General features: G+C 72.6%; 14 protein-coding genes and 1 riboswitch. Of the genes, 11 read left to right on the top strand and 3 right to left on the bottom strand.

All coding sequences use genetic code 11. The features are described 5' to 3' along the window. The first annotated feature begins 25 nt into the window (after nt 1–25). Nucleotides 26–1270, top strand: coding sequence for a L,D-transpeptidase (locus JNW98_RS05365; RefSeq protein WP_223766896.1), 1245 nt, complete (start codon nt 26–28; stop codon nt 1268–1270). Nucleotides 1271–1294: 24 nt separating this feature from the next. Here the strand turns inward: JNW98_RS05365 and JNW98_RS05360 are convergent, their stop codons facing one another. Further along, nucleotides 1295–1696, bottom strand: coding sequence for a hypothetical protein (locus JNW98_RS05360; protein ID WP_223766919.1), 402 nt, complete (start codon nt 1694–1696; stop codon nt 1295–1297). A 328-nt stretch (nt 1697–2024) separates the two neighbouring features. Between JNW98_RS05360 and ctaE the strand changes: the two genes are divergently transcribed. The 6 genes from ctaE to JNW98_RS05330 all read left to right on the top strand — a co-directional run bounded on the left by ctaE (nt 2025) and on the right by JNW98_RS05330 (nt 9249). Then, entirely contained in the window at nt 2025–2645 is a 621-nt protein-coding gene (gene ctaE / locus JNW98_RS05355) for an aa3-type cytochrome oxidase subunit III (protein WP_152264355.1), read from the top strand. A 68-nt stretch (nt 2646–2713) separates the two neighbouring features. Further along, complete coding sequence (gene qcrC, locus JNW98_RS05350; protein WP_223766895.1) at nt 2714–3523, top strand: cytochrome bc1 complex diheme cytochrome c subunit; 810 nt, start codon at nt 2714–2716, stop codon at nt 3521–3523. Then, nucleotides 3520–4575, top strand: a complete 1056-nt coding sequence (gene qcrA / locus JNW98_RS05345) for a cytochrome bc1 complex Rieske iron-sulfur subunit (protein ID WP_223766894.1) — start codon at nt 3520–3522, stop codon at nt 4573–4575. The genes qcrC and qcrA overlap by 4 nt, the downstream gene beginning before the upstream one ends. Next, on the top strand, nt 4572–6215 hold the full coding sequence (gene qcrB, locus JNW98_RS05340; RefSeq protein ID WP_223766893.1) for a cytochrome bc1 complex cytochrome b subunit: 1644 nt from the start codon (nt 4572–4574) through the stop codon (nt 6213–6215). Before qcrA ends, qcrB begins: the two co-directional genes overlap by 4 nt. Before the next feature lie 155 nt (nt 6216–6370). After that, nucleotides 6371–7438, top strand: a complete 1068-nt coding sequence (trpD, locus tag JNW98_RS05335; RefSeq protein ID WP_223766892.1) for an anthranilate phosphoribosyltransferase — start codon at nt 6371–6373, stop codon at nt 7436–7438. Between the two features lie 230 nt (nt 7439–7668). Next, nucleotides 7669–7786, top strand: a riboswitch (SAM riboswitch). 155 nt (nt 7787–7941) lie between these two features. Further along, the gene (locus JNW98_RS05330; RefSeq protein ID WP_223766891.1) at nt 7942–9249 is read left to right on the top strand and encodes an aminotransferase class V-fold PLP-dependent enzyme; all 1308 of its coding nucleotides are present in this window, start codon (nt 7942–7944) and stop codon (nt 9247–9249) included. Between the two features lie 280 nt (nt 9250–9529). Here JNW98_RS05330 and JNW98_RS05325 read toward each other — a convergent pair whose 3' ends face one another. Further along, entirely contained in the window at nt 9530–9811 is a 282-nt protein-coding gene (locus JNW98_RS05325) for an Lrp/AsnC family transcriptional regulator (protein ID WP_004949419.1), read from the bottom strand. Continuing rightward, the gene (locus JNW98_RS05320) at nt 9808–10539 is read right to left on the bottom strand and encodes a rhomboid family intramembrane serine protease (RefSeq protein ID WP_223766890.1); all 732 of its coding nucleotides are present in this window, start codon (nt 10537–10539) and stop codon (nt 9808–9810) included. Before JNW98_RS05320 ends, JNW98_RS05325 begins: the two co-directional genes overlap by 4 nt. A gap of 338 nt (nt 10540–10877) precedes the next feature. Here JNW98_RS05320 and JNW98_RS05315 point away from each other — a divergent pair, with 338 nt between their 5' ends. From JNW98_RS05315 to JNW98_RS05300, 4 genes are all read left to right on the top strand, one after another. Next, entirely contained in the window at nt 10878–12245 is a 1368-nt protein-coding gene (locus JNW98_RS05315) for an NYN domain-containing protein (RefSeq protein WP_372459167.1), read from the top strand. A 239-nt stretch (nt 12246–12484) separates the two neighbouring features. Beyond that, on the top strand, nt 12485–13591 hold the full coding sequence (locus JNW98_RS05310) for a C40 family peptidase (protein ID WP_223766889.1): 1107 nt from the start codon (nt 12485–12487) through the stop codon (nt 13589–13591). 315 nt (nt 13592–13906) lie between these two features. Then, the gene (locus JNW98_RS05305) at nt 13907–15010 is read left to right on the top strand and encodes a C40 family peptidase (protein WP_223766888.1); all 1104 of its coding nucleotides are present in this window, start codon (nt 13907–13909) and stop codon (nt 15008–15010) included. Nucleotides 15011–15083: 73 nt separating this feature from the next. Beyond that, the gene (locus JNW98_RS05300; RefSeq protein ID WP_372459165.1) at nt 15084–16424 is read left to right on the top strand and encodes a hypothetical protein; all 1341 of its coding nucleotides are present in this window, start codon (nt 15084–15086) and stop codon (nt 16422–16424) included. Nucleotides 16425–16539 lie beyond the last annotated feature (115 nt).

The following is a 16539-nucleotide window of genomic DNA, read 5'->3' as shown; positions in this document are numbered from 1 at the left end:
GGGCGGTTCTTCCTACGGTGTGACCATGAGCCACTCTCCTCGACGCCGCTCGGTGCTCGGCGGCGCGCTGCTGCTGGTCCCCCTGGCGCTGGGGGGCACCGGGTGCAGCTCGTCCAACCCGCTGGCCGAAGCGCCCTACGACGCCGCCGGCCAGGTCGTGCTCAAGGGCGCCGAGGACGGCCGCAAGGTCGACCCGAGCCTGCCCCTGGAAGTGACGGCCACCGGCGACGACCGCATCACCGACGTCATCGCCACCGACGCCGCCGGCCGTTACGTGGGCGGCGAACTGGACCCCGACGGCTCGCGCTGGCACAGCACCGGCTCCCTCGCGGCCGGCGCCCACTACACCGTGCGGGTGAGCACCGAGGACGAGAACGGGGCCCAGGGCCGCCGTACGATCGGTTTCGACACCGGCCCGGCCACCCGGCTGCTGACCGTCACGTTCGGCCCCAAGAGCGGCACCTACGGCGTCGGACAGCCCGTCACCGCCGAGCTCAGCACCCCCGTCCAGACGCCCGCCGCGCGGGCCGTCGTCGAACGCACCCTTCGGGTGGAGTCGAAGCCCGCCGTCCAGGGCTCCTGGTACTGGGTGAACAACCGGGTCCTGCACTACCGCCCCAAGGAGTACTGGCCCGCCCACGCGTCCATCGACGTCCGGGCCACCCTCGACGGCATCAAGGTCGGCGGCGGCATGTACGGCGGCCCGTCGCAGCCCCTGCACCTGGCCACGGGCGACCGGGTGGAGGCCGTGACGGACGCCGCCGGGCACTACATGAGCGTCCAGAAGAACGGCCAGGAGATCCGCTCCATCCCGGTCACCACCGGCAAGCCCGGCTACGACACCCGCAACGGGGTCAAGGTGATCCTTGGCCAGGAATCCTTCGTACGGATGCGCGGGGACACCATCGGCATCGCCGAGGGCAGCGCCGACTCCTACGACCTGCCCGTCTACTGGGCCACCCGGGTGACGTGGAGCGGCGAATACGTGCACGCCGCGCCCTGGTCCGTGGGCTCGCAGGGCGCCGACAACGTCAGCCACGGCTGTACGGGCATGTCCACCGAGAACGCCAAATGGTTCTTCGACAACGTCCGGGTGGGTGACATCGTCAAGGTCGTCGGCAGCGCGGGCGCCACCATGACGCCCTTCGACAACGGCTTCGGCGACTGGAACCTGTCGTGGGAGGACTGGCGCAAGGGCAGCGCCCTGGCGGCCGGTACGCGGGAGGGGGCCACCCCGGCCGACGCGGCCCGGCTGCGGCCCCGCGTCTGACGGGCGTCCCCCGCCCCGCCGCCCTCACGCCTCCGCCGCGACCCTGCCGCGCAGCAGGCCGGCCAGCGCGGCGGGGAAGGCCAGCGGGTCCACCGGATGCGTCACCGCCGCGTCCGCCCGGCTCCAGGTGGCCAGCCAGGCGTCCTGCGGGCGGCCCATCAGCAGCAGCACGGGCGGGCACTGGAACACCTCGTCCTTGAGCTGCCGGCAGACGCCCATGCCGCCCGCGGGGGCCGTCTCGCCGTCCAGGACGCAGACGTCCACCCGGTGTTCGGCCAGCGTCCGCAGCAGCGCCGGGAGGGTGGCGCACTCCAGGTACTCCACCGGCGGCAGGTCCGCCGCCGGGCGCCGGCCGCCGGCCAGCCGCACCTGTTCGCGGGTGCGCGCGTCGTCGCTGTAGACCAGCACCGTGGCCGTCGGCTGCATCGTTACCTCCACGCTCATGACATCGGGTGTCTCGGGCACAGCTGTGGAACGAGGGGACCGCTGCGCGGATGCTACTCCGCGGGAGGGGCCGCGGAGGAGGGCGCGATCACCGCCTCTTCCCGCACGGGCGCCGACGGCCCGTCACCAGCGCCCCGGAAGCCGCGCGGAAGTCCTGCGTTAGGCCCCGCGGAAGGACTCCTTCCCCCCTTCGGGGGACGACTGCGGGTATACCGGGTGACCGCCGGATTCGGCCGTACGAGCAGGGCACACGTCCTTGACACACCGAACGGCACCCCCCGGAGTGAGCGCGAGATAAGCGACCGACATAATGTCGGTCGTGGCGACAGCAACAGCAGTAGATACCGGGCACGCGCACCCCTCGGTCAACCGACCGAACCTCACCAGCGTCGGAACCATCATCTGGCTGAGTTCCGAGCTGATGTTCTTCGCGGCCCTCTTCGCGATGTACTTCACCCTGCGATCGGTGACCGGCACCGACCACTGGTCGGACATGGCGTCGCATCTGAACGTTCCGTTCTCCGCGGCGAACACCACGATCCTGGTGCTCTCCTCGCTCACCTGTCAGCTCGGCGTGTTCGCGGCCGAGCGCGGTGACGTGAAGAAGCTGCGCACCTGGTTCGTGATCACCTTCGTGATGGGTGCCATCTTCATCGGTGGCCAGATCTTCGAGTACACCGACCTGGTCAAGGAGGCGGGCCTCTCGCTGTCTTCCGACGCGTACGGCTCGGCCTTCTACCTGACGACCGGCTTCCACGGCCTGCACGTGACGGGCGGACTCATCGCCTTCCTGCTGGTCCTGGGCAGGACGTACGCGGCCAAGAGGTTCACCCACCACCAGGCGACGGCGGCCATCGTCGTCTCCTACTACTGGCACTTCGTCGACGTGGTGTGGATCGGCCTCTTCGCCACGATCTACTTGATCAAGTAATCGGTCCCGTCCCGCACCGGACCAACAGTCCAGCATCGACGCAGAAGATCCTGACACCGGGGTAATCCGTGAAAAAGCTCTCCGCACGACGACGCCATCCGCTGGCGGCGGTCGTCGTCCTACTCTTCGCGCTGGCGGTCACCGGGGGGCTGTACGCCGCTTTCGCGCCGGCCGAGTCGGCCAAGGCCGATGACACCGCCCAGTCCCTGGCCATCGAGGAGGGCAAGAAGCTCTACTCCGTCGGCTGTGCCAGCTGCCACGGCACCGGCGCTCAGGGCACCTCCGACGGGCCGAGCCTGGTCGGCGTGGGTTCCGCGGCCGTGGACTTCCAGGTCCGCACCGGTCGTATGCCGATGCAGCAGCAGGGCGCCCAGGCGCCCCGCAAGAAGCCCGTCTACACGCAGGCCGAGACCGACCAGCTCGCCGCGTACATCTCCTCGCTCGGCGCGGGCCCGGCGGTGCCCTCGAAGGACCAGTACAGCCCCGACGGCGGCGACATCGCCAAGGGCGGCGAACTGTTCCGTACGAACTGCGCCCAGTGCCACAACTTCACGGGCAAGGGTGGCGCGCTGTCGAACGGCAAGTTCGCGCCCAGCCTTGAGGACGTCGACCCGAAGCACATCTACGAGGCCATGCAGACCGGCCCGCAGAACATGCCGTCCTTCCCCGACACCACGATGTCCCAGAAGAACAAGAAGGACATCATCGCGTACCTCGACGAGGTCAACACCAGCAAGTCGGAGAGCCCGGGCGGCCTCAACCTGGGCGGGCTCGGCCCGGTCAGTGAGGGTCTGTTCGGGTGGATCTTCGGCCTCGGCGCGCTGATCGCCCTCGCCATCTGGGTCGCCGCCCGGACCGCAAAGGCCAAGAAGTCATGAGTAGCCAAGACATTCCAGAAGAGACCCTGCCGAGCAAGCAGGGCGACACGCGCGAGGGCGCGGTGACGGTCAAGGGCGACCCCTTCGCCGACCCGGGCCTGCCGCCGCACGAGCACCGCGTCCAGGACATCGACGAGCGGGCCGCCCGGCGCTCCGAGCGCGCCGTTGCGTTCATGTTCACGCTGTCCATGCTGGCCACGGTCGGCTTCATCGCCGCCTACCTGGCCATCCCGATCGACAAGAACATCTACGTGTTCCCGCTCGGTCACGTCAGCGCCATGAACTTCACGCTGGGGCTCACCCTCGGCGTGGCGCTGTTCTGCATCGGCGCGGGCGCGGTCCACTGGGCCCGCACCCTGATGTCCGACGAGGAGCGCATCGACGAGCGCCACCCGATCGAGGCGTCCCCCGAGGTCAAGGCCAAGGTCATGGCCGACTTCGCCGAGGGCGCCAGCGAGTCGGCGATGGGCCGTCGTCCGCTGATCCGGAACACGATGTTCGGTGCGCTGGCACTGATGCCGCTCTCCGCCCTGTTCCTCTTCGGCGGCCTGGGCCCCAAGCCGGGCACCAAGCTCCGCAAGAGCAAGTGGGCGGCCGGCAAGATGCTGGTCAACCAGAACACGATGCAGCCCCTGCGTCCCGAGGACGTCCAGGTCGGCTCCCTCACCTTCGCCATGCCGCAGGGCATGTCGGAGGAGGACCACGACTTCCAGGTCCAGATCGCCAAGGCGGCCCTGATGATCGTCCGGCTCCGTCCGGAGGACATCAAGGACAAGCAGGAGCTGGACTGGTCGGTCGACGGCATCGTCGCGTTCTCCAAGATCTGCACGCACGTGGGCTGCCCGATCAGCCTCTACGAGCAGCAGACCCACCACGTGCTCTGCCCGTGCCACCAGTCCACCTTCGACCTCTCCGACGGCGGTCGCGTGGTCTTCGGTCCGGCCGGGCACGCCCTTCCGCAGCTGCGGATCAAGGTCAATGACAAGGGCTACCTCGAGGCGATGGGCGACTTCGCCGAGCCCGTCGGTCCTGCCTTCTGGGAGCGCGGATGAGTACTGCAGAGACGAAGGCGGCGGGCAGCAAGCCCGGCCGCAAGGCGCCCGCGGGTGAGCGGGTCGCCGACTGGGCCGACGGCCGGCTGGGGATCTACAGCCTGGCCAAGGCCAACATGCGGAAGATCTTCCCGGACCACTGGTCCTTCATGCTGGGCGAGGTCTGCCTCTACAGCTTCCTGATCATCATCCTCACGGGTGTGTATCTGACGCTGTTCTTCCACCCGAGCATGAACGAGGTCGTCTACCACGGCTCCTACGTCCCGCTCCAGGGACAGCGGATGTCCGAGGCGTTCTCCTCGACGCTGCACATCAGCTTCGACGTCCGCGGTGGTCTGCTCATCCGGCAGATCCACCACTGGGCCGCGCTGATCTTCCTCGCCGGCATGTTCGTACACATGATGCGCGTCTTCTTCACGGGCGCGTTCCGCAAGCCGCGTGAGATCAACTGGCTGTTCGGGTTCCTGCTGTTCTTCCTCGGCATGTTCACCGGCTTCACCGGTTACTCGCTGCCGGACGACCTGCTCTCCGGCACCGGTGTCCGCTTCGTGGACGGCGCGATCCTGTCCGTGCCGCTGATCGGCACGTACCTGTCCATGCTGGTCTTCGGCGGGGAGTTCCCCGGCGGCGACTTCGTGGCGCGCTTCTACTCGGTGCACATCCTGCTGCTGCCGGGCATCATGCTCGGTCTCGTGGTGGCCCACCTGATCCTGGTCATCTACCACAAGCACACGCAGTACCCCGGCCCCGGCCGGACCGAGAAGAACGTCGTCGGCATGCCGCTGCTGCCGGTCTACATGGCGAAGGCGGGAGGCTTCTTCTTCCTGGTCTTCGGTGCCATCGCGGCCATCGCGGCGATCGCCACGATCAACCCCATCTGGGAGATCGGCCCCTACCGGCCGGACCAGGTGTCCACCGGCGCCCAGCCCGACTGGTACATGGGCTTCGCCGAGGGTCTGATCCGCGTCATGCCGGGCTGGGAGATCAACATCTGGGGCCACACCCTGGTCCTGGGCGTCTTCATCCCGCTGGTCATCTTCCCGCTGGTGCTCTTCGCCATCGCCCTCTGGCCGTTCCTGGAGGCCTGGGCGACCGGCGACAAGCGGGAGCACCACCTGCTGGACCGTCCGCGCAACGCTCCGACGCGCACCGCCTTCGGTGTCGCCTGGATCGCCGCGTACTTCGTGATGCTGATCGGTGGTGGAAACGACCTCTGGGCCACCCACTTCCACCTGTCGCTCAACGCCATCACCTGGTTCGTCCGCATCGGCTTCTTCGTGATCCCCGTGCTGTCGTTCATCGCCACCCGCCGGATCTGCATGGGTCTCCAGCGGCGCGACCGGGAGAAGGTGCTGCACGGCCGCGAGTCGGGCATCATCAAGCGCCTGCCGCACGGTGAGTTCGTCGAGGTCCACGAGCCGCTCACGCAGGAGCAGCTGCACACGCTCACCGCGCACGAGCAGCCGAAGCCGCTGGAGCTGGAGCCCGAGGTCGACAAGAACGGCGTCGCCCGCAAGGCGTCCATGGGCCAGAAGATGAAGGTCCGGCTCTCCAAGAGCATGTACGGGGAGGACAAGTTCGTCCCCAAGGCCACCGCGGAGGAGTACCAGGAGATCACGAGCGGCCACGGCCACCACTGATCCCCTGATCACCGGATACTGATCACAGCTGATCGCCACGGCGAGAGCCCCGTCCACCGCGTGGACGGGGCTCTTCGCCGTCCCGGGACCTGGTTAGGCTGGGCACGTGCCCTGCGAGGACAGGGCCCCGGATCGACCACCCAGGAGCGTGGACCATGAACGTTGCGACCCCGACAGGCGGCGACGGCACGGTGTCCCGGTCCTGGCCCGGCATCCTGGAGGCGCTGCTCGGCGGACGGGACCTGGGCGCGGACGACACCGCCTGGGCCATGGACCGCATCATGCGCGGCGCGGCCACCGACGCCCAGATCGCCGGCTTCGCGGTGGCCCTGCGGGCGAAGGGCGAGACGGTCGCCGAGATCTCCGGCCTGGTGCGGGCCATGTACGCGCACGCCAACCTCATCGAGGTGCCCGGCCCCAGCGTGGACATCGTCGGCACGGGCGGCGACGGCGCCAAGACGGTCAACATCTCGACGATGTCGTCGATCGTCGTCGCCGGGACGGGCGTGAAGGTCGTCAAGCACGGCAACCGGGCCGCTTCGTCGGCGAGCGGCGCCTCCGACGTCCTGGAGAAGCTGGGCGTCAACCTGGACCTCTCCCCGGAGCGGGTGGTGGAGGTCGCCCGGGAGGCCGGCATCACCTTCTGCTTCGCGGTGAAGTTCCACCCCGCGCTGCGGCACGTCGCGGCCGCCCGGCGTGAACTGGGCGTCCGGACCACCTTCAACGTCCTCGGGCCGCTCACCAACCCGGCGCGCGTCCGCGCCCAGGCGACCGGCGTCGCCGACGCCCGGATGGCGCCCATCCTGGCCGGGGTCCTCGCCGAACGGGGTTCGTCCGCGCTGGTCTTCCGCGGTGACGACGGCCTGGACGAGCTGACGACGACGGCCACGTCGCGGGTGTGGGTCGTACGGGACGGTGCGGTGCGGGAGGAGCGGTTCGATCCCCGGGACGTGGGGATCGAGGTGGTGCCCGTGGAGGCGCTGCGGGGTGCCGACGCCTCGTACAACGCGGATGTGGCGCGGCGGGTGCTGGCCGGTGAGACCGGGCCGGTGCGGGACGCTGTGCTGTTGAACTCGGCGGCTGCGCTGGTGGCTCTGGAGCCTTCCGACGAGCCGCTCGTCGGGCGGATCGCGGCGGGGATGGCGCGGGCGGCGGAGTCGATCGACAGCGGGGCTGCTCGGGCGGCGTTGGAGCGGTGGGTGCGGGTGAGTAACGGGGGGTGAGGGTGCCCCGGTCCCTCCCCTTCGCCGCTCGTCCTCAAACGCCGGACGGGCTATATCAGCCTGTCCGGCGGTTGAGGACAGCGCCCGCAGGGCGCTTCGGGGGGGCGGGGGCGCAGCCCCTGCAAGTAACGGGGAGAGGGCGGGACCGGGGCACCAACCCCGGCCGTAAGCCGTCCGCATCGCGGAACCCGCTTTCCCCGCCGTGATCCGCTGTGCCATACTCGCGGCCAGGTCACGAGTGACAGCGACACAGGCCCCGGCCCGCTGTCCGGCAACCCTCCGTCCGTGGCGGGGTGCCCCGGGTGATGACCGGGCCGCAGGCAGCGAGGTCTGCGGCAAGCGCGGATCCCTCGCCAGGGATCCTGGTCGTCGAGGGAGTTCCTTCCGTGATCCAGCGAATGCGCTAGGGCCGAGAGCCCCTTCTCCACGCCCGCACGTTCCCTTTCTCCTGCGCCGCCGTGCCGCCGCGCAGTGATCTCGCCTGCCTTCCACGGGAGTTCGTCATGTCCTCCACCGTTTCCGCCGTCGCCCCCGCCACCGTCGCCCCCGCCGCCGCGATCTCCGGCCCCGGGCCGTCCCTGCCGCTGCCCGTCCTCGGCCGGGACGTCCGCGTGCCCGTCGCCGGTGGCGGTGAAGTCCCCTACGCCGCCCTCGACTACGCGGCGAGCGCGCCCGCCCTGCAGCGGGTGTGGGACGACGTCGCCGCCTACGCGCCGTACTACGGCAGCGTGCACCGGGGTGCCGGGTACCTCTCGCGGCTCTCCACCGAGCTGTTCGAGAACAGCCGCGCGACGGTCGCCGAGTTCCTCGGCTGCCGCGCGGACGACCAGGTGCTCTTCACCCGCTCGACGACCGACTCGCTCAACCTCCTGGCCGCGGCCCTGCCCGCCGGCACTCGGGTGTTCGTCTTCGAGACCGAGCACCACGCCGCCCTGCTGCCCTGGGCCCGCCGGGCCGAGACCGGCGAGACGCCCGTCACCTGGCTGGACGCGCCGCGCAGCCCCGCGCAGGCCGTCGAGACGCTGGAACGGGCGCTGGCCGCGCGGGAGCCGTACGGTCCGGCGCTGGTCTGCGTGACGGGCGCTTCGAATGTGACCGGCGAAGTGTGGCCCGTCCGCGAACTCGCCGCCGCCGCCCACGCGCACGGTGCCCGCGTCGTCCTCGACGCGGCGCAGCTCGCGCCGCACCGCGCGGTCGACATCGGCGAACTGGACGTCGACTGGGTCGCCTTCTCCGGCCACAAGCTCTACGCGCCGTTCGGCGCGGGGGTGTTGGCCGGGCGCGCGGACTGGCTGCGGGCGGCCGAGCCGTACCTCGCGGGCGGCGGCGCGACGCGGAGTGTGCGGCGGGACGCGTCCGGTGCGCCCGCCGTCGAGTGGTTCGACACCGTCGCGCGGCACGAGGCCGGTTCCCCCAACGTGATCGGCGCGCATGCGGTGGCCTCGGCCTGCCGGGCTTTGACGGAGGCCGGGTTCGAGCGGCTCGCCGCGCGGGAGGAGGTGCTGCTCGCGCGGTTGCGGGCGGGGCTGGCGGCGGTGCCGGAGGTGCGGGTGCTTTCGCTTTTCGGGGATGACGCGCCGCGGGTGGGGGTGGTGTCGTTCGTCGTCGACGGGTGGGACAGCGCGGAGTTCGCCGCGGCTCTTTCGGCGGAGTACGGGATTGGGGTGCGGGATGGGTTGTTCTGCGCTCATCCGCTGGTGCGGGCGCTTCTTCCCGAAGGGTCGGCTGTGCGGGTGAGCTTTGGCGTGGGGACGCCGGATGAGCATGTGGAGCGGTTTGTGGGGGCGGTGGGGGAGCTGGTGCGGCGGTAGGCGCCTGCGGCGGGCAGCGCCCCGGTCCCTCCCCCAGAGGGGGCACCCCCACTTCGCCGATTCCTGGGGCTGCGCCCCAGACCCCGCTGATCGCGGCTCCGCCGCTCGTCCTCAAACGCCGGACGGGCTGGATAGTCAGCCTGTCCGGCGTTTGAGGACAACCGCGCGGAGCGCGGTTTCGGGGGGCTGGGGGCTTGCCCCCAGGAAACGGCGAAGTGGGGGTGCCCCCTCTGGGGGAGGGACCGGGGCACAGCCCGCCGCAGGCGCCCGCGCCGAGCGCCTAGCTGTCGAGGCCGATCGCGAACGCCGCCTCCAGATCGTGCTGCGAGTACGTGCGGAACGCGATGTGCGTCTCGGTGGACGCCACCCCGGGCACCTTGCTGATCCGCCCCGGAATGACCTCCGCGAGATCATCGTGCCGAGCCACCCGCACCATCGCGATGAGGTCGTACGCCCCGGTCACGGAGAAGACCTCGCTCACCCCCTCCAGCGCGGCGATCTGTTCGGCGATCTCGGGGATCCGGTCCACGTCGGTCTTGATGAGCACGATCGAGGTGATCACGTCGTTCTGTCTCCTTCGGCGGACCCGGCCGCGTCGTTCACGGGGGATTTCACTCTAACCGGCCGTTCCCGGCACACCCATGCGAAGCCGAAGCCGAGGGCGAAGCCCACGACGTGGGCCAGGTAGGCGACGCCGGGGCGGTCGTCGGGGGCGCCGAGGCCGGGCCACTGGAGGGCGAACCAGAAGAGGAGGACGGCCCAGGCGGGGAAGCGGAGCGGGAGGAAGAAGAGGAACGGGAAGAGGCTGGTCACGCGGGCGCGCGGGAAGAGGTGGAGGAAGGCGCCGAGGATCCCGGAGATGGCCCCGGAGGCGCCGACCAGGGACTGGGCGGATCCGGCGTGCACGGCGGCGTAGCCGAGCAGGGCGAGGGAGCCGGTGACGAGGTAGCAGAGGGCGAAGGAGAGGCGGCCCATGCGCTCCTCGGTCATCGCCCCGAAGACGTGGAGGAAGAGCATGTTGCCGAGCAGATGCAGCCAGTTCCCGTGCACGAAGAGGGCGGTGAACGGGGTGGTGAGCGAGCCCGGCAGGCCGTGCCAGAGCTCGTCCGGCACCACCCCCCAGCGCTCGAAGTAGGCCGCCTGCGCGGCGAGCAGGTCGGCGCCGGTGCCGTACGAGGGATCGAGGCCGGACGCCGGGCCGATCAGGAAGACCACGCAGCAGGTGGCCAGAACGGTACGGGTGACCCAGGGGGTGCGGGGCCGGTCCCGCCGCACTGCCTTTACGATCATGGTCAGATCATGGCGTACCGGGGCAAGCGGTACGGAGAGCCTCGCCGGTCGCTCCGGCTCGTGCCGGTCCCAACCCGCCGCGGGTCGGGCAGGCCGTAGGGTTACGACGAACGCCCCGCACCCGGCACGCCACGAACAGGACGGACGGCACCATGGACGTTCCCCGGCCGACCGCCGCCACCCGGCGGCACCGCACCCCGTGCGGGCACGCCGTGCGTCTCGGACGGGCAGCGGTGGCACGGGAGACAGAACGGGAAACGGCGCCGGGGGCGGCCGGTGGGACGATCGGGCCGGTGGACCGTCCGGGGACGAGCTGAGGAACGGAGCGGACGCGCGTGGTGGAGCACACGGACGGCGAGGAGACGGCCGGTGACGAAGGCCGGGCCGGCGGCGTCGGCGAGGTGCTCGACCGCCCGTTGCCCGAGGGCATCCGGCGCCGCGTCATCGGCCTCGTCGCCGAGGCGTTCGGCGGTCTGACCGTTGCCGAACTCCCCGCGCAGCTACGCCAGTACGCCCGGTTCACCCCCGTCCGCCGGGCCAAGTTCGCGGGCAACGCGATGGCCGCCGCCGTCGAGACCGACACCGCGTTCCGGCAGCGGATCTCGGCCCGGCTGCGCGAGAGCGGCTCCGAGCTGGCCCGGGCCCTGGAGGCCGGTTCGCCGCCCGCCGCCGCCGACCCCGAGGACGTCGCGGCCATGGCCTTCGTGCTGCGCCCGCCCGGCTGGGTGAAGCTGGTCACCGCCGCCGGCGAGGAGGCCCAGCGGGCCAGCGCCGAGCGGGCCGGCGAGGAGGCCCAGCGCGAACTGAAGCAGCTCCGCGAGGAACTCGCCCGGGTGCGCGGCGAGGCCCGTACGGAGGCCGACCGGGCCCGCGCCGAGCTGGAGGCCGTCCGCAAGGAGGGCGAGGGGCTGGCCCGCAAGCTGCGCAGCGCCCTCAACGACGTGCGGCGCGGCGAGGCGGCGCTGCGCAAGGCCCACGCCGAGCTGGAGGCGCTGCGCACCGAGGCCGCCGCCGAACTGGCCGCCGCCCTCGGCGAGACCCGGCGCGTCAAGGCGCGGCTCACCGAGGCCGAGGCCGCCCTGGAGGCGAGCCGCCGGGCGGTCCGCGAGGGCCGCAGCGTCGAGGACATGCGGCTGCGGCTCCTCCTGGACACCGTCCTCGACGCCGCCCAGGGGCTGCGCCGCGAACTCGCCCTGCCCCCTACGTCCGTCCACCCCGCCGACCTGGTGGACGCGGTGGAGCCCGGGCGGATGACGCCCAAGGACATCGCGGCGCGCGCCCTGTCCGAGACCGATCCCGCGCTGCTGGACCAGCTGCTCGCCCTGCCGCAGGCGCATCTGGTGGTCGACGGGTACAACGTCACCAAGACCGGCTATCCGACGATGCCGTTGGACAAGCAGCGGCTGCGGCTGCTCGGCGGGCTGTCCATGCTCGCCGCCCAGACCGGGGCGGAGATGACGTGCGTCTTCGACGGGGCGGAGTTGGCGGCTCCGGTGCTGCTCGCTCCGCCGCGGGGGGTTCGGGTGCTCTTCAGCAAGCCCGGGGTGACGGCGGACGAGCTGATCCGTCAGCTTGTCCGGGCCGAGCCGCCCGGGCGGCCTGTCGTGGTCGTCTCCACGGACCGGGAGGTGGCCGACGGGGTCGCCAAGGTGGGGGCTCGGCCAGTGGCTTCGGCGTTGCTCTTGCGCCGGCTGGCGCGGACTTGAGCCCCTGACCCGCCCCTTCGCCGTTTCCTGGGAGCGAGCCCCCAGACCCCCTTTGTCGCGGCTTCGCCGCTCGTCCTCAAACGCCGGACGGGCTGAGATCGGCCCTTCCGGGGGGGCGCCCCACGTCAACGACGTGCAAGGCCGAGCACCGATTCCCCCCAAGGGATTTGAACCAATCATATGAGGTCACTAAGGTCTGGCCTCGAACCTTCGGCCGAGGAGAAAAGGAGCTCGACTCCGTGGCGTCCCACCGTCGTCCCAAACAGCCGAGCCGCACTCGGGTGACCGTCCTCACCGCGACCGCCGCCGCGGCCGTCGCCCTCTCCGCCCAGGCGGCCTCCGCCGACCCCGGCGCGAAGCCGACGCGCAGCGAGGCCAAGGAGAAGGTCGACGCGCTCTACGAGCAGGCGGAGCAGGCCACCGAGAAGTACAACGGGGCCAAGCAGCGGCAGGAGAAGCTGGAGAAGGAGGCCGGCGCGCTCCAGGACCGCGTCGCGCGCGGCCAGGAGGAGCTGAACAAGCTCCGCGACGGCCTCGGCGCGGTGGCGACCGCGCAGTACCGCTCCGGTTCGGTGGACCCGTCCCTGCAACTGCTGCTCTCCTCCGACCCGGACAGCTACCTGGAGCGGGCGTCCACGCTCAACCAGGTCAGCGCCAAGCAGGCGGAGACGCTCCGGCAGATCGCCACCAAGCAGCGCGCCCTGAAGCAGCAGCGCGAGGAGGCCGCGGGCAAGCTGGCCGACCTGGAGTCCACCCGCAAGGCGCTGGGCGAGCGCAAGGCCGAGGTGCAGGGCAAGCTCGCCGAGGCGCAGGACGTCCTCAACTCCCTCACGGAGAAGGAGCGCGCCGCGATCGCCGCCGCCGAGAAGGAGGAGGCCGCCGAGGCCGCCGCCAAGGCGGGCGGGGCGAAGGACGACGCGAGCGGGTCCAAGGGCGGCTCGAAGGAGGGCGGTTCGGGGCAGACCGGCAGCAGCGGCAAGGCCGTCCCGGGCTCCGGCCGGGCCGGCGCCGCGCTCGCCGCCGCGCAGACGAAGATAGGGTCCCCGTACGTCTGGGGTGCCACCGGGCCGAGCTCCTTCGACTGCTCCGGCCTGACCTCCTGGGCCTACGCCCAGGCGGGCGTCACGCTGGACCGCACCTCGCAGGCCCAGGCCAACGACGGCACCCGCATCTACGACCAGAGTCAGCTCCAGCCCGGTGACCTGGTCATCTTCTACGGCGACCAGCACCACGTCGGCCTGTACGCCGGCAACGGCCAGGTACTGCACGCGCCGCGCACGGGCACCGTCGTCCGGTACGAGGCGATGGGCAACATGCCGTTCCAGTTCGGCGTGCGCGTCGGCTGACCACGCCCGGGGGTGCCCGCCTTCCCGGCTGCCCCGCGGTTCCGCCCGTACGCCGTCCGGCCCTGCCAATCCACCCGTTCGGGTGGTGTCGCACCGGCCGCGAAGCACCCCGCGCCCCGCCCGCGACCTGCGTCTCGGGCGGGGCGTCCGGCGTTCCGGCCGGGACGCGCCCATGTTCACCGTGTGTAGCGGTCTTTGAACCCGGAGTGACCGAGCCGCTACTGTCTGCCGCCGGCGCGGTGCCCCCGCCGTCGTCCGCCCCTCCGGGCGGCAGGGGGCGGCAGGGGGCGCGCAGCGAAGGGAGTACGGCAGCACGTGGCGTCCCACCGCCGACCCGCGCCCTCCGGCCTCGCCCGGACCGTACGGGTCACCGTCCTGTCCGCCGCCGTGGCCACTGTGGCGACCGCGCTGTCACCGTCCGCCGCCGCCCGCCCCGGCGGCCCCACCGGTCCCGCCGACCCCGCCGGTTCGGCCGGGAACGCGACCGGGCCGGTACGGGCCCGGCTGGACCGGCTCTACCGGCAGGCCGAGCGGGCCACCGAGCAGTACAACGCCGCCGGCGAACGGGCCGGCGCCCTGCGGCGGAAGGTGGAGCTGACCGCCGACCGCGTCGCCCGCGGCCAGGAGACGGTCAACCGGATGCGCGACGCCCTCGGCACGGTCGCCGCCGCCCAGTACCGGGCCGGCGCCGTCGACCCCGCCCTGCGCCTGCTGCTCTCCGACGACCCCGACCGCTACCTCGACCGCGCCTCCGCCCTCGAACGCGTCACCGGCCGGCAGGCCGAGCAGCTGCACGCCCTGCTCGCCGCCCAGCGCGCGCTCGGCCAGGAGCGGCTGGAGGCCGCCCGCGCCCTCGCCGAACTGGAGGACAGCCGCCGGGCCGTCGCCCGCCACAAGCGCGAGGTCGAGGCCGGGCTCGCCGCCGCCCGCCGGCTGCTCAACACGCTCCCGGCCGGCGAACGGGCGCGGTACGCCCGCGCGTCGCGTTCGGCGGGCGGGCCCCGGGCCGGCTTCCTGCACTCGGTGCCGTACCCGCCGGCGGGCGGGGACTCGGCGCTGCCCGACGCCGGTTCCTCGCGGGGCGCCGCCGCCGCGCGGGCCGCCCGCGCGGCCGTCGGCCTTCCCTACGCGTGGGGCGCCAGCGGCCCGTTCGCCTTCGACTGCTCGGGGCTGACGCAGTGGGCCTACGGCCGCGCGGGCGTCGGCCTGCCGCGCACCTCGCAGGCCCAGCGGAACGCGGGCCGGCACGTACCGCTCTCCGAGGCCCGCCCCGGCGACCTCGTCATCTACCGGGACGACGCCAGCCACGTGGGCATGTACGTCGGTGACGGGCAGGTGGTGCACGCGCCGTACCCGGGGGCGCGGGTCCGCTACGACCGGGCCGACATGATGCCGATCTCGTCCGTCACGCGGCCGTGACCGCGTCTCCGGGGGCACCTCCGGACACCTCCCCGCCGCCCCGGCCCGGGTGACCGGCCGGCCGGCTCGTACGATGCGGGCCATGGACGGCCCCACGAGACCCGGCGAGCGCCGGGCGGCACCGCGGCTCCGGCGCTTCCTGGCCGTCGTACTCCTCGCCCTGCCGTCCCTCGCCGGCTGCGGCACCGGACCCGTCGGCGGCGAGGCGGCCCGCGACACCGACGCCGTGCGGCGGCTGCTCGACGGCTGGGCCGCGGCGCTGCGCGACCGCGACGAGGGCGCCTACCTCGCCGCCGTCGACCCCGACGCACGCGCCTACCGGGACCGCCGGCGCCAGGTCTTCGCCAATCTCGCCGACGTGCCGCTCGCCTCCTGGGAGTACGGCGCCGTCCGCACCGGCGGCTTCACCCCCGCCCCCGGCGACGGCCACCGGGTCGCCGCCGAGGCCGAACTCCGCTACCGGCTGGACGGCTACGACGCGGCGCCGGTCACCGTCCCGGTCCGGCTGACGGCCGTCCGGCGCTCCGGGCGCTGGTACGTGGCGGGGGACGACACCGCGTCCGGCGACCGCCAGCTGTGGGAACAGGGCCGGGTCACCGCCGTCCGGGGCCGGCACAGCCTCGTCCTCGGCGCGGGCCAGGACTCCACCGCCCTGCGGGCCCTCTCCGGGCTGGCCGACGCGGCCGTGCCCGCTGTGGCGTCCGCCTGGCCGGAGGGTTCCGGAGCAGGCGGTTCCGGATCGGACGGTTCGAGGGCGGACGGCTCCGGGTCGGGCCGGCTCGTCGTCGAGATGCCCGCCTCGCTGGAGCGCATGGGCGGCCTGCTCGGCGCGCCGCCCTCCGACTACCGGGGCATCGCCGCCGTGACCACCACGGCGGGCGACAAGAGCGGCACCGGCCCCGCCCCCGCCGGCCGGATCGTCGTCAACCCCGAGGCGTACACCGCCCTCAGTGCCTTCGGCCGCGGCGCCGTCCTCACCCACGAGGCCACCCACGTCGCCACCCGCGCCCGTACCACCGACGCCACTCCCATGTGGCTCTCCGAGGGCTTCGCCGACTGGGTCGCCTACCGCACCGCGGACCGTGCCCCGGCCCGCATCGCCCCGGAACTCGCCCGCGCGGTGACCGCCGGCCACGCCCCCGACCGCCTCCCCACCGACGCCGACTTCCGCTTCACCGGCGGCGCGGGGCGCCTGGCCCGCGCGTACGAGGGCGCCTGGCTCGCCTGCCGGATGGTGGCGGAGCGGTGGGGCGAACGGAAGCTCGTCGCCTTCTACCGGGCGGCGGGCCGGGGATCGGGCCCGGCGGGCCGGGGGTCGGGCTCGTGGGAGAAGGCGGCGCGGGACGTTCTCGGGGTGGGAGAGCGGGAGTTGACGGAGGGGTGGCGGGGGTACGTGGGGAAGGTGCTGCGGTAACGGCCGCTTCCCAGGTGCTCGCTGTGCCCGGAGTGTCACTCCGATCACACCGCCCCCGGAATGCGCCCCGCGGAACGGTCGATTCCCTCCCGATTTCGGCCGTTACACGGGTGTT

Source organism: Streptomyces huiliensis (assembly GCF_020037025.1).
GTDB classification, from domain to species: Bacteria; Actinomycetota; Actinomycetes; order Streptomycetales; family Streptomycetaceae; genus Streptomyces; species Streptomyces huiliensis.
This window is presented reverse-complemented; position numbering and strand designations above follow the sequence as displayed.

Coding starts and splice junctions, on each gene's coding strand:
- JNW98_RS05365 (WP_223766896.1), top strand. CDS start 26: ATGAGCCACTCTCCTCGACGCCGCTCGGTGCTCGGCGGCGCGCTGCTG.
- JNW98_RS05360 (WP_223766919.1), bottom strand. CDS start 1,696: ATGCAGCCGACGGCCACGGTGCTGGTCTACAGCGACGACGCGCGCACC.
- ctaE (WP_152264355.1), top strand. CDS start 2,025: ATGTCGGTCGTGGCGACAGCAACAGCAGTAGATACCGGGCACGCGCAC.
- qcrA (WP_223766894.1), top strand. CDS start 3,520: ATGAGTAGCCAAGACATTCCAGAAGAGACCCTGCCGAGCAAGCAGGGC.
- qcrB (WP_223766893.1), top strand. CDS start 4,572: ATGAGTACTGCAGAGACGAAGGCGGCGGGCAGCAAGCCCGGCCGCAAG.
- trpD (WP_223766892.1), top strand. CDS start 6,371: ATGAACGTTGCGACCCCGACAGGCGGCGACGGCACGGTGTCCCGGTCC.
- JNW98_RS05330 (WP_223766891.1), top strand. CDS start 7,942: ATGTCCTCCACCGTTTCCGCCGTCGCCCCCGCCACCGTCGCCCCCGCC.
- JNW98_RS05320 (WP_223766890.1), bottom strand. CDS start 10,539: ATGATCGTAAAGGCAGTGCGGCGGGACCGGCCCCGCACCCCCTGGGTC.
- JNW98_RS05300 (WP_372459165.1), top strand. CDS start 15,084: ATGCGGGCCATGGACGGCCCCACGAGACCCGGCGAGCGCCGGGCGGCA.